Origin of the sequence: Lapidilactobacillus dextrinicus DSM 20335, from assembly GCF_001436095.1 — a bacterium.
In the GTDB taxonomy this organism is placed as follows: Bacteria; Bacillota; Bacilli; order Lactobacillales; family Lactobacillaceae; genus Lapidilactobacillus; species Lapidilactobacillus dextrinicus.
Window position 1 is genome coordinate 21,573 of record NZ_AYYK01000008.1, and the last position, 16,233, is coordinate 37,805.

The following is a 16,233-nucleotide window of genomic DNA, read 5'->3' on the forward strand; positions in this document are numbered from 1 at the left end:
AAACTTTTTAAAGTTAATCGCTTACATTTTTAGACAAATAAAAAAGGAATTGAGAGGTTCTCCCAATTCCTATTCTACTCGCTTAATCGCCAATACTATAATTTGGTGCCTCTTTAGTAATTTGTACATCGTGAGGATGTGATTCGCGTAAACCAGCACCGGTAATTTTAACAAATTGTGCCTTATCTTGTAATTCTAAAATATTAGCAGCACCGACATAACCCATACCAGAGCGTAAGCCACCTTCCATTTGGAAAATAACATCAGCTAGAGCACCTTTATAAGCAACGCGGCCTTCAATTCCTTCTGGAACCAATTTGTCCGCTTCATTAACACCAGATTGGAAATAACGATCAGCAGAACCATGTGACATTGCTGCTAAAGAACCCATGCCGCGATAAGTCTTGAAACGACGACCTTGGAAAATTTCAAATTCACCAGGCGCTTCATCTGTACCTGCCAACATACTACCTAACATCACTGCAGTTCCACCAGCAGCCAAAGCTTTGACAATATCGCCAGAGAATTTAATACCGCCATCGGCAATAATGGCTTTTCCACGTTTGCGTGCTTCAGTTGCAGCATCATAAATTGCTGTTATCTGGGGAACACCCACACCAGCAACAATTCTAGTTGTACAAATTGAACCAGGTCCAATGCCGACTTTAACAACATCAACACCGGCATCAAATAAAGCAGCCGTACCAGAAGCTGTTGCTACATTCCCAGCAATTAAAGTTTTACCAGGAAATGCTGCACGAATTTCAGAAATCTTACGCAACACACCTGCAGAGTGACCATGGGCTGTATCAATAATAATGGCATCTGCACCAGCATCAAATAAAGCCTGTGCGCGTTCGAATGTATCTGAAGTAACACCAACGGCAGCAGCAACCAATAAACGACCTTCGTCATCTTTTGCTGAGTTAGGATATTGTTTGACATTTTCAATATCTTTAATGGTAATTAAGCCACTTAGACATCCTTCATCATCGACAAGCGGTAACTTTTCAATTCGAAATTGTTGCAAAATCTTTTCTGCATCAAGCAATGATGTTCCTGTTTTTGCAGTAATTAAATTATCACTCGTCATCACTTTTTCAACTGGTTCATCAAAATCGGTGACAAAGCGTAAGTCCCGGTTAGTGACAATCCCAATTAACTTCAGGCTTTCTTTATCTGCAACGACGGGTACACCACTAATTCGATAACGACGCATTAATTCAGCCGCTTCTTTAGCCGGATGATCAGGTGTCATGTAAAAAGGATCCGTTATAACGCCGCTTTCGGAGCGTTTAACTTTGCGAACCTCGTCAGCTTGTTGAGCGATACTCATATTCTTATGAATAACACCTAAACCGCCTTGACGCGCCATTGCAATGGCCATGTTAGCCTCAGTAACAGTATCCATACTAGCACTCAGGATTGGTACATTTAAATGTAAATTAGGTGCTAAATCAACTGCTAGATCAACATCATGCGGCAAAACATGACTTTCAGCTGGAACTAGCAATACATCATCAAAGGTCAGCGCTTCTTTTACAAACTTGTGGTCCCAATTACTCATTAAATACAGCCCCCAGATATATTATTTTAGTGCATTGATTAATAGTTGTTGTCAATTATAGCAGTAAACTTATGATTTTCCAGATGCTTAACACATGTTTTTTTAATTATTACATTTAAAAACTGACATTCTACGTCATCGCGATACTCCCTACTTACTTTTGGAGGGACGTGCAAAAACCGGTTGATCATGTTCCATTAAGATAACTTTTAAATGGAATATTTTCGGAAAGATAGCATAATAAATTTGCGCTACAAGGTACAAGATTATTATTAGAATAACCACAGTTCCCACAAATATTATTGCATTGTTGGGAATATGCCGATTAAAAAGTTGAAATTCGACGTACATGAGTAATCCCGCAGTTCCCGCAGTTATAAGAACAAAACCAATATAAAATATTGCTTGGAAAAAGTGACTGCGCGATCGATAGAGTTTTTTGTACTGACTCGTTGTTCTTACAAATGTTGGGAAGGAATATCCACCATGCAAATTACCAACTAAATCAAAATAAGCTTCTACATTATGCAGCTCACTTTCTGCATGATACCCTAATAGTCGACAAATCCAATAATTGAAATATCTAATAAGCAAATATACTACTAATGCTGTAAAAATAGGCCAAGCAACCGAACTCTTAATATAGTACTCATTGCCGTAAGCATCAAAAACGGCCAATGTGATAAAAGCATTGCACAATTGTAAAAATAGCCATAAGAAAAAGATCAATCCCCTTACTAAATAATGCTCCTCGCTACTTTTTTTCTTTTTAACCATAGATTAAAAACTCCTTATCAACTAAAAATTTTTATTTTTTAGAAGTTAACTATTCAAATATATTAACATTAATTAAACGCTTCTACCTATAAAAAAAGAATGGGTCTACACTTTCTGGTATTGGTGAATAACTAATGCCAGATTTTTTTGTGCTTTTCGACAATTTAAAAAGGACATCTGTCCTTTCCGTGTTACGATTTAATCGCCAAACCAAACCGAAGCGAGGTAGTCAGATGTCCCAATTAAATTCTATCCTAAGTTTGTTCGAAATTACAGATAAAAATATTATTGTTAAGCAGATTTCTACAAAAATAAGTCCTACCGGACTTCATATCCATACCATTAATGCAGATTTAATCAATGATCCTATCCGATGTCCACATTGTGGTTTTAAAACATTAATCAAAAACGGTAAACACTTAAGTCATATTCGTCTAGGTACCTTAAATGATGGTCGCTACCAATTAGACCTAAACAAACAACGCTACTTATGCCGCAACTGTCATGAAACCTGCGGTGCGTTAACAGATATTGTTCAGACTAACGCCACTTTTTCAAATAATATCAAACAACAGGTAGTTATCTTAGCTAAAAAGAGTCTTCCTGCGAAAACAATTGCAGAAATATTAGCCATTTCTAATTCAAGCGTGCAAAGAATACTAAACAGTCTTTCTACACAACCCTATCGAATTAAAAAGCTCCCAGAACATCTTTGTTTTGATGAATTTCGTTCTTGTCACCATTTAATGTCTTTTAATTGTTGTGACGCAGTCACACACCAATGCGTTGTGATGCTTCCTGATCGATTAAGCAAACACATTATTGACTACTTTGAAAGTCATTTCTCGTTGACAGAACGGGCCACAGTCCAATCTGTTGTCGTTGATATGAATGCCGCTTACGCGAGCTTTATTCATCAATTATTTCCTAATTCAGTCGTTATTATTGACCGTTTCCACATTATTCAATTGGCTGGAAGAGCTCTGGATAAAGAACGCGTTCATTAGCCCAAGAGATATCTGACTCACATTCAAGAATCCATCGGATTCTTAAATCTCAATGGAAGCTGTTCAGGTTAAAAAAAGTTGATCTTAACGCTATTAAAGTTAGCTATCTGTTTGGTATTAACGAATATATGACCCAACAAAACGCTATTGATCTGGCTTTATCACAGTCTTCAAAGTTCAAGATCGTTTATGAAACTTACCAGGAAATTTTAGCTGCCGTTCACACAAAGGATTCTGTAAAAATAAACGATTTAATGAACCACTATCAACCCACATATACGGAAATGGATACCGTCCTCAAAACGTTAAGGAAAAATAGAAGTGCTATTTCTGATAGTTGTCTTTATCCGTTCTCAAATGGCCCACTTGAAGGAATAAATCGAAAAATTAAGACGTTAAAACGTAACTGTTATGGTTTTCGAAATCTGCACAATTTTTTTGTACGCATTGCCTTGATTTATAACTAAAAAAGCACATCCAACAAAGTGGATGTGCTCATATAAATCTTCACCAATACGATTTGACAAAGACCCAAAAGAATGACTTGTTCAAGTCATTCTTTTTTTGAATCTATTGATGTTATTATCCTTCTTTAACACTACGATGATGCCAAACAAGAACTGCTAATACCATCATTAATAATAGTATTCCCACAAGAGCTAACGTATTACGTGCTTCACCAGTTTGCGGTAATTTCTTATTAATTGTAGAAATAATGGAGCCTTCATCTTTTGGCTTAGTATTATCTGTAATTGTTGGTTTATCAGGTGTGCTTGGGGTAATAGGTAAGACTGGCACAACTGGCGTCTTAGTGATTAAAGTGTTAGTAAAGTCATAACCATTTTGTGTGGTTGTGTACCCGTCTACTGAAATTTCTTTTGTCATATAAACAATTTCTTTACCGTTGTTATATTTTGGTAAGTTTGTGAAGCTATATTTCCAGCCTGTGCTTTCATCAGCCTTGGTTGTTTCAGTCTTAATGCCATCGCTGTACAATTCAACGGTAATACTTGTTGGTCGTGTATGACCAGCATTATTATTATCATCCCATGTCTTTGTTCCTGTAATGCTTGTTGTTGCCGGTGTATGTTTGTTCGTAATATTTGTACCATTTACTACTGTTTCATAACCTTCAACTTTTTCTTCTTCAACTGTGTAAGTTATCTTCTTACCATTTTCGTATTCTGGTAAGTTTGTGAAACTATACTGCCAGTTTTCTTTTGCTGTTACTTCTTTTGTCGCTATTACTTTTCCATTAGCTAATAAATTAACCTTAATTGATGATGGACGTAAACCATCTTGGTTATCTTTATCATCCCATGTCTTTGTTCCTGTAATAGAAGTAGCACCGGGTGTATAAGAATTAGTGATATCAAAACCATTAATAGTTGTTGAATAGTCTGGCACTGCATCTTCACTAACTGTATAAACAATTTCTTGACCATCAGCATATTTTGGTAAATCAGTAAAGCTATACTGCCAGTTTTCCTCGGCCGTTACTTCTTTTGTTGCCACTACTTTACCATTAGCTAGTAAGTTAATCTTAATTGATGTAGGACGTTTACCATCTTGATTATCTTTATCATCCCATGTCTTTGTTCCTTTAATACTTGTTGTTTCCAATGTGTTCTTGATGTTATTGCCGTCTACAGTACTTGTGTAGCCGTCGGCTACGTTTTCTTCTTTAACTGTATACTTAATTTCATTACCTTTGCTATCTAATTTTGGTAAGTCTGTAAATTCGTAATTCCAGTTGCCATCTGCATCTGCTGTTACTTCTTTACTTGCTACTTTTTCATCACCATTATAGACACTTACAGTAATTGACGTTGGACGTTTACCATCTTGGTTATCTTTATCATCCCATGTCTTTGTTCCTTTAATACTTGTTGTTTCCAATGTGTTCTTGATGTTATTGCCGTCTACAGTACTTGTATAACCGTTAACTTTTTCTTCTTTAACTGTATACGTGATTTCCTTACCATCTTTATTCTTTGGTAAGCCCGTAAATTCGTAATTCCAGTTGCCATCTGCATCTACTGTTACTTCTTTACTATCTACAACTTCACCATCAGCTAACAAATCTACTGTAATTGTTGAGGGGCGCGTGTTGTATTTATTGTCTTGGTCACTCCATGTCTTCGTTCCCTTGACACTTGTTGTTTCTGGTGTGTATTTGTTCGTGATGTTATAGCCATTAATTTCTGATTCATAACCGCCAACAGGATCTTCCACGACACTATAAATAATAGCAGCACCATTATCATCATAAATTGCTAAATCGTTAAAACTGTATTTCCAATTAGCATCTGCATTTACTACTGCATATTTACCAGTATCAACATCATTGGCATAAAGATGAACGGTTACAGACGCTGGACGTGAACCATCTTGATTATCTTGATCGTCCCATGTCTTTGTTCCGATAACATTTGTTGTCGTAGCACCGGTACCACTACCTGTAAAGCTAGGTGAATAGACATCAACTGTAACATCATCAATGTTAGTACCTGTCAATTTACCGGAGTTGGCATAGGTTCCAGCTGCCCCACCATCTGTAATCTTAGTCTGATAATCAATAATAATAGTATCATTGATATCACCTAAATTAACTGTAAATCCAGAATCACTTTCAGTGACAGCTGAAGATGGATAAACAGCTCCTTGAGTATAAGTTGATCCGTCAGCGTTGTAGACAACATGTACCGCACTAACTGATCCTGATACTAAGGTTTGATTAGCGCCAAGCGTGTCTGTATAAACAGCATTGTTAATTTGAGTTCTCGCATAGTTCACGCGAACACGCCAATGAATGATTGAAGGATCTTGAGAGTCGTACCAACCCCATTTATAAAGTTTTTCATCAGTGGAAGGGCCATTGCCTGGATCAACAGTGACAATTGTCTGACTACCATTTTCCCAAGTCACTGGCACTTCCTGTTTACCAGTTATTTGACTAGTGTCCCAGCTTAGTGAAACATTAAAATTACCAGTAATTGGATTGGTTGTTTGATCAACATAATCTGAAAAAGTAATCGTAACTTTGCCATCTTTAGCAACAGCATGACCGATAACGTTGCCAGCCTTGTCTTTAACATCAAATTCAGTGCCATTCGTCAAATGTAAGGCATCATTTAAAGCGTTAGGTATATTAACCGTCATGGTATCCCCTGCGTCAACAGAACTAGGATCGATTGAGAATTCCCACTCTGCAGTTAAGGGATCGTACATACCAATAGTTGTTCCGTTAGTAATAGGATCTCCGTTTTTATCAAGCAGTTGTGTACCAGTAATACCATCTGTAATTTCTTTCCTAGTCGATGGTGCACGTGCTTGTTCTTTAGTATTCGTATCTGTTTGTGTACTGCTTGAGTTAGCAGCGCTTACTTGACTAGTGCCTGAGTTGGCACTAGATGTTGTTGCGGCACTTTGCTCCTCAACAATACTGCTTAATGCACTACTAGATGACACAGCACTCTGACTCGTTGTACTAGTCACCGTTTGATTAGCGCTACTTGCAGAAGCACTCTGACTCTGCTTTGTAATAGTATTGGAGTTCACAATAGTGTCCGCTAAAACGGTTCCTGTTGATGAAAAGATACTCATCACCACTAAAATGATTCCAAATAGTACACTAAGTTTATTTAGTATACTCTCCCTCGAATTGCCCTTATTACGGCGATTTCGAGTAATTTTCCTGCTACGCACAAAAATTCCCCCTTAAAACATGTGTTATGTTTACCCGTTCATTATATTACATTGGTAGTAAATTTTGTCACAAGCCAACATTACATTTATGTTACAAAATAATCAACCTTATTTATTAAAAAAAGAGTGAAAGAAATATCTCTCACTCTTTTACTACTTTTACATTAAGCGTCCTGTAATATGATAATGGCGACGGAACAAATAGCGAGCGCCATAAGCTGCTGCGGCTAATAATAAGTAGCCCCAAGCTGGTAAAACTGGATTTAAAGCTGGGTTAATAAAGGCTGTGACTGAAACTAAGAACAACACCCCAATTGTTGCTAAGGCGCCCTTCCAAATCATATTCCAGTTCATTTTAGCCTTTTCGCCATTCTTACGACGATCGCGAGCAGCCTGCATTTCATCCGTGAACCAAGTTAATAAGAAGCCAAAGGCAACTGACATAATTAAAAGACTTAATAAACCAGATGAGCCGTTGTTTTTAGTATTACTATTTGGCATTAAGCCCATAATACCGAACAACACACCTAAAATAACTAAGTATAAGAAAGTCCAATCAACCGATCGCATCCAATATTTTAATTCAGTTGGTTTTTGCTTAGGATGCAATAGTTGATCAACTTGAAAACTTGGTGAACCAAAAATTTGGGTTGCAGGTTTACCAATACGTTGATTTTTAATCATTTCTGGTAAGATGGCGTCAATCTTTGCGTCAGCGTCAGCTTCAGTATAGCCAGCTTCCATTAATAATTTACGAAGTTTAAAAACATAATCATTATTCTTATTAGTCAATTCCGTACGTAATTCGGTTGGCGACATCGATTCGATTTCAGTATTAACTTTCTTAACTGAACCCTCCGCCGCAAGCTTCTTAGCTTGTTCTTCACGTGCTTGTTGATTTCTTTCTTCTGTGGATGCCAATATCTTATGCTCCTTTTCTGCCAATTCGTCTAAAAATTAGACGTTGAATCTAAATTCAATAATGTCGCCATCTTGAACTTCGTACTCTTTACCTTCAGAACGTAGGCGACCAGCTTCACGAACTGCTTGCATACTGCCATACTGATCAAGATCAGCAAATGAAACTGTTTCAGCACGAATGAATCCACGTTCAAAATCAGAGTGAATCACACCGGCAACTTGCGGTGCTTTCATTCCTTTTTTAAATGTCCACGCACGGGTTTCGGGACCACCGGCCGTGAAGAAAGTAGCTAAACCAAGTAATGAATACGAAGCTTTGATTAATTTATCAAGACCGGATTCACTTACACCTTCAGCAGCTAAAAAGTCAGCTTTATCAGCATCATCTAATTCAGCAATTTCTTCTTCAGTTCTAGCAGAAATAGCAATGGCTTCTGCATTATCTTGAGTGGCATAATCGCGAACAATTTGGAAATATTGATCAGCATCTGGATCTGCCATTGATTCTTCTGCAATATTAGCTACATAAAGCACAGGTTTAGCCGTTAATAAGAATAAACCTTTAACGATTTTTTGTTCTTCTTCATCAAATTCAATCGAACGAACCGGTTTGCCAGCCTCTAAAACTGGTTTGATTTTTTCAAGAACATTAAACTCAGCGACAGCTTCTTTATCTTTAGTTGTCCGCGCAACTTTTGCAACCCGATCATAGCGTTTATTAACACTGTCTAAATCAGCAAAAATCAATTCTAGATTGATGGTTTCAATATCATCTTGTGGATCAACAGTTCCGGTAACACTAGTAATATTGTCATCATCAAAAGCTCGTACAACATGGACAATAGCATCAACTTGACGAATATTCTCTAAGAACTTATTACCTAATCCTTCACCTTTACTAGCACCTTTGACAATTCCGGCAATATCAGTAAATTCAAAAGTCGTATGGACAATCTTTTTAGCAGGGATAATTTCGTCAATTCGTGCTAATCGGGAATCGGGAACTTCAACCATTCCGACGTTAGGGTCAATGGTCGCAAAAGGATAATTGGCCATCTCGGCCCCTGCTTTAGTAATTGCGTTAAATAAGGTTGACTTGCCAACGTTAGGTAAACCAACAATACCAGCTGTTAATGACATGATTATACTTCCTATTCTTTAATTTATTTGTATCAGTATTAAATCCGTGGTCGCTTAATATCTGCAGGAAGCAAATATTCTGGCTCGTTACTAGGATCAACTTCAGCTGCCGGTTGCACAATCTTTTTCATCTTTTTAGTGAAATCAGATCGTGTCAACATCACTAAATGACCACAACCCATACATTTAATCTTAATATCTGCGCCGAGACGTACCACTTCCCAGCGATTCTCGCCACAAGCATGAGGTTTCTTCATTTGTACTAAATCACCCAATTCAAACATTGAACTGCCTCCTTAGTCCACGCGAATATTTAAAGTATCAAGGATTCGGTTTAAATCTTTGACCGAGGTGTAGTTAATTTCAATTTTGCCTGCGCCACGTTTGTTAGCGTTAATTTTAACCTTAGTGCCCAAACGATCAACCAAAGCTGTTTCCGTTGCACGTAAGTATGGCGACTTCACGGCTTTATTGACCTTTGCTTTTGGTTTATCAGCGTTCATTTGTAACACTAATTGCTCTAATTGACGCACTGTTAAAGCTTCTTTAATCGCTTTTTTAGCAACATCGTTAATTTCGTCTTTCTTTTTTAAGCTTAACAATGTGCGGGCCTGGGCCATGGATAATTTACCAGCTTGCAAGTATTTTTTAGTTTCATCTGGCAAGGTCAGTAATCGTAAGTAATTAGCAATGTAGGGCCGGCTTTTACCGATTCGTTCTGAAACTTCTTCTTGCGTTAAATCTAATTTTTTAATTAACGTTTGGTAAGCTTCTGCTTCTTCAAGAGGTGATAGATCTTCGCGTTGCAAATTTTCCAACACGGCAATTTCCATCATTTGTTGTTCATCCATTTGTCTTACAATGGCCGGAATTGTTTCTTTGCCAGCCATTTTGCTAGCGCGATAACGTCGCTCCCCAGCAATAATCTCATAGCCATTTAAACTTTTGCGAACAATAATTGGTTGGAAAACACCACTTTGAGCAATTGAATCTGCTAGCTCTTGTAATGCCGCTTCATCAAAAGTCTTACGTGGTTGGTAGGGATTCGGACGAACATCAGTTAAGGCTAATTCTTCAACTACTTCTTGATCTGTATTTAAAGACTCAATGTCGGAAAACAAGGCGTCAATGCCTCGACCAAGTCCTTTGGAATTTTTATTTATCGCCATTGGCCGTCAGAACCTCCTTTGCTAAAGCTTGATAAACCTCCGCACCTCGTGAGCGACGATCATAGTCGATAATCGCCATACCGTAACTTGGTGCCTCAGCTAAACGCGTTATTCGCGGAATAACGGTTTGATAAACGCGCTCTCTAAATGTTTTACGTACTTCTTCAATTACTTCTGCCCCAAGATTCGTACGAACATCATACATCGTTAGTAACACACCTTCGATACTTAGCTCCGGATTGAAGTGCTTTTGAACTAAACGAACAGTATTTAACAATTGGCTTAATCCTTCAAGCGCATAATACTCACTTTGAACTGGAATAATCAAAGAATCGCTGGCTGTAAAAGCATTAATAGAAAGCTGTCCTAGTGATGGCGGACAATCAATTAAGATATAGTCATATTCAGATTTAACGCCTGCAAGACCTTTCTTTAAACGTTGTTCTCTACCAGCTTGATTGGTTAACTCAATCTCCGCACCAGCCAGTTGAATGGTTGCCGGTACAATGTCTAAGTGCGGACGTTTAGTATGATAAATAGCCTTTTTTAGGGGTATTTCATTAATTAAAACATCGTAGACATCACGTGAGACATCTGACTTTTTAATACCTAAGCCACTAGTTGCATTGCCTTGAGGATCACTATCAATGATCAAAATTCGTTTGCCCACCTCATTTAGGCAAGCTGCAAGATTGATGGTAGTGGTTGTTTTACCAACACCACCTTTTTGATTTGCTATAGAAATAACCTTGACCATTTAATTCTCCTCTTTACTATTGGGCTGATCTACTGAAACATTAATTGTTATCGTATATTGATTAGCTGAATGCGTTTCTTGATAAGTAACCTTTGCTTGGTCAGTCGCAATTTTTTTAAGTGATCGTTTAATCTTTGTTGCAATTTGCTTTAAGTCAGTCGTTGACTTAACCTGCTTAACACTTTTTTTAGAATTCTGAGTTGCTTTTGCTGAGCCATCATTTAGCTCGGCGATTAAGTGATCGGTCTGACTAACTGTTAGGTGTTCGGTTAGAATTTGTTTTAACACGATCGCCTGCGTTATTGAATCGAGCCTTAACAACGTTCGACCATGACGTGCTGTAATCTCACCGTTAGCAATCGCTCGCTGTGCCGTTTCCGGCAATTTTAACAGTCGTAGTTGGTTAGCAATGTACGACTGGCTTTTACCCAACCGCTGAGCCAATTGCCCTTGTGTTACTTGAGTGACATCCAATAGTTTCTGATAAGCGTTAGCTTCATCAATTGGATTTAAATCTTCACGTTGTAAATTCTCAATCACAGCCATTTCTGCAGATTCTTGATCGGTCATCTGTTTAACAATTGCAGAAACATTGGCCCAACCTAAAGATTGTACAGCTCGAAAACGACGTTCTCCCGCAATAATTTCATAATGGTCACGCTGATATTCTCGCAGAATGATTGGTTGTAATAAACCATGTGCAGCAATTGTATCAGCAAGATCACTAATCGATGCCTCACTAAATTGTTTACGCGGTTGAAAGCGATTAGGAATAATTTGTAAAACGGGGATCTGCTGAACATTCTTGTCAGTCTGATCATCGTTTTGTTGTGAACTATTTGCCTGCGAATCAAAGAAAGCCATTTAGATCCCCCTTAGCTAACCTAACTTATCCCATCAATGGTGACTTACTAATTGTCCCCGGTTTACGCGGATAAGTTTTAGGTGTTTCTTTTGTTTTTTTAACAATAATGATTTCCCGTTGATCATCAGTTGTTGGTAAAGTTAATGAAACAGTTTGTTCCAATTTGCCACCTAAAACATGCAACGCATGTTGAGCCTCATTGAGTTCAACAGCACCCTTGCTCCCCTTCATCGCCACAAAATAACCGCCCTTTTTAGTCAGCGGCAAGCATAATTCTGCCAATACAGGCAGACTGGCAACAGCGCGAGCAGTAACCAGATCATAACTCTGACGATAGGTTGAGCGTTTACTACCAAAATCTTCAGCACGTTGATGATAGAAAGCAACATTTTCTAAAGATAACGTTGTAGCCAACTCTTCTAAAAATTTAATGCGTTTATTTAAAGAATCAACAATGCTAACTTGTAATTGCGGAAAAGCAATCTTAATGGGAATGGAAGGAAATCCTGCCCCTGCACCAACATCTAATAAAGACAATGCTTCCGTCTGTAATTGTGGAAAAGCCAAGGCTAACGTCAATGAATCATAGAAATGCTTCAAATAAACGTCCCTTTCTTCCGTAATTGCGGTTAAATTGACGTTTTCATTAGTCTTAACAAGTAATTGATAATAATCAGCAAACTGCTGCATTTGTTGTTGCGTTAAGTTAATGCCTTGTTTTGCTAAGGCCGCTTGAAATTGTTCAGGTGACATTTTTACCTCACGTTTCTCGTGAAACAACCGTTTGTTTCACGCACTGAATTAACTTTAACGAAAAACACTTTCTTTTGCAACCTCATAACGCGTTATATCGCGTCAAAATGTTGTATAACTTGGATTTCATTAAAATTATACTATTTATAAAACAATGCGTTAATTTTTAAAGTAACAACATATCCTCATAATAAATTTTCCCTTAATAATAATTTTAACCATACGGAAAGATAACTTAAATCATTAAAGCAAAAATAATTGTACTCTTATAAAAAACATAGTATGCTTATCTTGTTAACTTATTAAAAGTAAGCAAAATGAACGGAGGCTTTCAAAATGGTAGATGTAAATAATTTAGAATTTGGGATTGAAACTTTTGGTGACATTGTTGCTAATGAAGATGGTAGTTTAAAAACTGCAGCTGAATCAATTCGACAGATTGTTCGTGAAGGCGAATTGGCTGATCAATATGGAATTAACGTCATTGGCGTTGGTGAACATCATCGCCCTGACTATAGTGTCTCTAGTCCTGAGACAGTCTTAGCAGCCATTGCTGCTGTCACAAAAAATATTAAATTAGCAACAGCTGTCACTGTTTTAAGTTCTGACGATCCTGTTCGTGTTTATGAAAGATTTGCTACACTTGATGGGCTCTCAAATGGCCGTGCTCAAGTGATGTTAGGCCGTGGTTCATTTACTGAATCATTTCCCCTATTTGGTTATGATTTAACCGACTATGATGATCTATTTAATGAAAAACTAGTACTCTATGATCAACTTAGAAAAGAAAAACCCGTTACTTGGTCTGGCAAGTTCCGTCCATCTTTAAAAGCACAAGAAGTCTATCCCAAAACTGAAAAAGGCGAATTAGAAACTTACATTGGCATTGGCGGTTCTCCTGAATCTATTATTCGTGCAGCCCGGTTTGGTTATAAAGTTATCATAGCTATTATTGGTGGCCAAGCTGAGCGTTTTAAACCATATATGGACCTTTATCATAAAGCTGCTCAAAAATTTGATATGCCCGTTTATCCTGTTGCTGTTCATTCTCATGGCTTCATTGCTGATGATAAGAACGAAGCTGTTGAAGTTGCATTTAAAAACATTAAGGCAAACTTTGATCGGATTGGTCTCACCCGTGGTTGGGCTCCAATGAGTCGCGAACAATTTGATAACGAAACTAAGGTTGGTTCTTTTTACGTGGGTGATCCAGAAACAGTAGCACAACGCATTGCCAAAACTATTCAATTATTAGATTTAGGACGGTTTGATCTTGTTTACGGTGCTGGTAACCAAACTGTTGCGCAACGTGAAAGAATGATTGAGCTTTACGCAACTAAAGTTATTCCTCGCGTTAAAGAAATTTTATCCACAAAAGAAGGCGAAAATCATGACCATTAAGCGCATTGGTATTATCGGTGCTGGAAAAGTTGGCATTGTTCTAGCTGGTTTAGCCTTAAAGGCTGGCTATGAGGTCCGTATTTCTGGATCCGGCTCCGTATCTAAAATTGAACTAACGATTGAAACCTTAGTGCCAGGTGCTGTTGCTTCAGAAAATGCAGATGTTATCGCCAATAGTGATCTCATTATTTTAGCTATTCCCCTAAGTCGTTATCACAACATTGATCCCCAGTTGCTAAACGGTAAGCTCGTGATTGACGCGATGAATTATTGGTGGGAAACTGATGGCATCCGCGAAGAAGTGCTTACACCTGATTCAACCTCAAGTGAACAAGTCCAAGCTTATTTCAAAGGCAGCACGATCGTTAAAACATTCAATCACATGGGTTACCACAATCTACAAGAAGATGCCCGCCCTAAAGGTACTAAAGATCGTAAAGCACTATTTGTAACTGGTAATAATTCCGAAGCCGTCACTAAAGTAGCTCAATTTGTTGATACCATGGGCTTTGATCAAGTGGTTCATTATCACCTTGCCGATGGCATTATGACCGAACCTGGCAGTCCTTTATTTGGTGCGAGCCTTAATTATCAGGATTTAAAAAATATCATTGACCACTTTGATCAAACTGAATTTGGCAAGAAGGTTGCAGCATCTACTCATCATGAATAATTTAAATAAAAGCAACAGCTATTTGAAATTAGCCGTTGCTTTTTAATTGCTGTTTAACCTAATTTTCCTATTTTTATCACTTATGATAGGGACTACCCTCATTAATCATAAACGCGCGATAAATCTGCTCGGTTAAAACAACACGCATCAACTGATGAGGTAACGTCAGTTTGCCAAAACTTAAGGTATCATCACCGCGTTTCATTACTTCTGGGCTTAATCCTAAAGAGCCACCGATAACAAAAGTAATATCGCTATGACCATAGGTTGTCAGTTGGGCTAATTCCTTTGCAAATTCTTCAGAGGCGCGTTGCCGGCCCTTAATTGCCAAAATAATGACATACTCTTTCTCTTTAATCTTAGCCAAAATGCGTTCACCTTCAAGTTGCATCACTTGATCCATTTGCGCTTGGCTTAATTTTTCTGGCGCTTTTTCATCAGGCACTTCAACAAGCTCAAACTTCGTAAAACGGCTCAGTCTTTTTGCATACTCAGCAATAGCAGCCTTAAAATATTTTTCCTTTAATTTACCGACACAAACAATCTTAATATTAATAATCTCCAACTCCTTGTTCTATTTAGTCCTTATTTTACACGCAATCTAAGGTAATTTCTGCCACAAATAAAGCTTAATGGTTAAACCTAAATTTTATCCACAAAACTATCTTTTCTTGCTAATCCACAAACATCTGTTATATTAGTAAGCGGGCCTAGTCCACTGTAGCACTTCTAAATCCGTAAGGTTTTTCCTTTGGCTACAGTTAATTAGTGGCAAATTCAAGCCATAAAGGAGTATTTAAATATGACAAAAGAACAGCATCATCTCCGCAATTTAATTATTGCGGCGCTTGTCGCCGCACTATATGTCGCCTTAACTTATTTAAGTCAAATGTTTGGCCTAGGTTATGGCGCTATCCAGTTACGACTTTCTGAAATGTTAGTTTGCCTAGTTGTTTTTAACAAACGCTATATCTGGGGCGTTACAATCGGCTGTGTGTTAGCTAATTTAACTAGTACTTTAGGTATCGTTGATATCATTTGGGGTTCCCTAGAAACGCTGATTGCCTTAACTGTGATCTACCTAATCAGCAAACGTATAACCAACCTTAAGGCAAAACTAGCCACCGCAATTATTATCGGTACTTTCTTTATGTTCATGATTGCTGCAGAACTGACAGTTTTAACAAAAGCGCCTTTCTGGTTAACTTATTTAACCACAGCTAGTGGCGAATTTGTTTCATTAACTCTTGGTGCTTTTCTAGTTTACTTTATCAGTAAACGCGTCGATTTAATCTCATAATAAACTCAATTAATGCTATGCCAACGGCCCCAGCAAACGCTGGGGTCTTTTTTTATATTTAAAACTGCTCCTTCACTTGGTTATACACACCCTCATAGCTTAAAAAAACAAGTTCCAAAGAAATCCACATTTTTTTCGAGTAAATATACTTATCCGCAATTTTAACTGTGGATATCCCCAAGTTGTCCACATAGT

Annotated in this window: 16 protein-coding genes; 5 read left to right on the forward strand and 11 right to left on the reverse strand. The window is 37.8% G+C overall.

The window, feature by feature from the left end; translation table 11 throughout:
- Nucleotides 1-82: 82 nt before the first annotated feature.
- The gene (gene guaB / locus FC84_RS04585; protein ID WP_057756165.1) at nt 83-1,567 is read right to left on the reverse strand and encodes an IMP dehydrogenase; all 1,485 of its coding nucleotides are present in this window, start codon (nt 1,565-1,567) and stop codon (nt 83-85) included.
- Between the two features lie 150 nt (nt 1,568-1,717).
- A complete protein-coding gene (locus tag FC84_RS04590) occupies nt 1,718-2,344 on the reverse strand; it encodes a hypothetical protein (protein ID WP_057756168.1) in 627 nt (208 codons plus the stop codon).
- Between the two features lie 134 nt (nt 2,345-2,478).
- Between FC84_RS04590 and FC84_RS09135 the strand changes: the two genes are divergently transcribed.
- The gene (locus FC84_RS09135; protein WP_263970760.1) at nt 2,479-3,351 is read left to right on the forward strand and encodes a transposase; all 873 of its coding nucleotides are present in this window, start codon (nt 2,479-2,481) and stop codon (nt 3,349-3,351) included.
- A gap of 128 nt (nt 3,352-3,479) precedes the next feature.
- Nucleotides 3,480-3,818: a transposase gene (locus FC84_RS09140; RefSeq protein WP_404804559.1), complete on the forward strand. Its 339-nt coding sequence runs from the start codon at nt 3,480-3,482 to the stop codon at nt 3,816-3,818.
- 115 nt (nt 3,819-3,933) lie between these two features.
- On the opposite strand, the gene FC84_RS04600 is transcribed toward FC84_RS09140, so the two are convergent.
- From FC84_RS04600 to rsmG, 8 genes are all read right to left on the reverse strand, one after another.
- On the reverse strand, nt 3,934-6,912 hold the full coding sequence (locus FC84_RS04600) for a Cna B-type domain-containing protein (protein ID WP_162257967.1): 2,979 nt from the start codon (nt 6,910-6,912) through the stop codon (nt 3,934-3,936).
- A gap of 306 nt (nt 6,913-7,218) precedes the next feature.
- Nucleotides 7,219-7,980, reverse strand: coding sequence for a DUF1129 family protein (locus FC84_RS04605; protein WP_057756176.1), 762 nt, complete (start codon nt 7,978-7,980; stop codon nt 7,219-7,221).
- Between the two features lie 36 nt (nt 7,981-8,016).
- Entirely contained in the window at nt 8,017-9,120 is a 1,104-nt protein-coding gene (gene ychF, locus FC84_RS04610; protein WP_057756179.1) for a redox-regulated ATPase YchF, read from the reverse strand.
- 38 nt (nt 9,121-9,158) lie between these two features.
- Nucleotides 9,159-9,404, reverse strand: a complete 246-nt coding sequence (locus FC84_RS04615; protein WP_057756184.1) for a DUF951 domain-containing protein — start codon at nt 9,402-9,404, stop codon at nt 9,159-9,161.
- A 12-nt stretch (nt 9,405-9,416) separates the two neighbouring features.
- The gene (locus FC84_RS04620; RefSeq protein WP_057756186.1) at nt 9,417-10,289 is read right to left on the reverse strand and encodes a ParB/RepB/Spo0J family partition protein; all 873 of its coding nucleotides are present in this window, start codon (nt 10,287-10,289) and stop codon (nt 9,417-9,419) included.
- Complete coding sequence (locus FC84_RS04625; RefSeq protein ID WP_057756189.1) at nt 10,276-11,046, reverse strand: ParA family protein; 771 nt, start codon at nt 11,044-11,046, stop codon at nt 10,276-10,278. The genes FC84_RS04620 and FC84_RS04625 overlap by 14 nt, the downstream gene beginning before the upstream one ends.
- The gene (locus FC84_RS04630) at nt 11,047-11,910 is read right to left on the reverse strand and encodes a ParB/RepB/Spo0J family partition protein (protein ID WP_057756192.1); all 864 of its coding nucleotides are present in this window, start codon (nt 11,908-11,910) and stop codon (nt 11,047-11,049) included.
- 25 nt (nt 11,911-11,935) lie between these two features.
- The gene (rsmG, locus tag FC84_RS04635; RefSeq protein WP_057756195.1) at nt 11,936-12,664 is read right to left on the reverse strand and encodes a 16S rRNA (guanine(527)-N(7))-methyltransferase RsmG; all 729 of its coding nucleotides are present in this window, start codon (nt 12,662-12,664) and stop codon (nt 11,936-11,938) included.
- Between the two features lie 336 nt (nt 12,665-13,000).
- Here rsmG and FC84_RS04640 point away from each other — a divergent pair, with 336 nt between their 5' ends.
- Nucleotides 13,001-14,065: an LLM class flavin-dependent oxidoreductase gene (locus FC84_RS04640; RefSeq protein WP_057756197.1), complete on the forward strand. Its 1,065-nt coding sequence runs from the start codon at nt 13,001-13,003 to the stop codon at nt 14,063-14,065.
- Nucleotides 14,052-14,738 carry an NADPH-dependent F420 reductase gene (locus tag FC84_RS04645; protein ID WP_151425901.1) on the forward strand — a complete coding sequence of 229 codons (687 nt, stop codon included), beginning with the start codon at nt 14,052-14,054 and terminating at the stop codon, nt 14,736-14,738. The genes FC84_RS04640 and FC84_RS04645 overlap by 14 nt, the downstream gene beginning before the upstream one ends.
- Nucleotides 14,739-14,814: 76 nt before the next feature.
- Here FC84_RS04645 and rlmH read toward each other — a convergent pair whose 3' ends face one another.
- Nucleotides 14,815-15,294, reverse strand: a complete 480-nt coding sequence (rlmH, locus tag FC84_RS04650; protein WP_057756662.1) for a 23S rRNA (pseudouridine(1915)-N(3))-methyltransferase RlmH — start codon at nt 15,292-15,294, stop codon at nt 14,815-14,817.
- A gap of 246 nt (nt 15,295-15,540) precedes the next feature.
- Between rlmH and FC84_RS04655 the strand changes: the two genes are divergently transcribed.
- Nucleotides 15,541-16,038 carry a QueT transporter family protein gene (locus FC84_RS04655; RefSeq protein ID WP_057756203.1) on the forward strand — a complete coding sequence of 166 codons (498 nt, stop codon included), beginning with the start codon at nt 15,541-15,543 and terminating at the stop codon, nt 16,036-16,038.
- Nucleotides 16,039-16,233 lie beyond the last annotated feature (195 nt).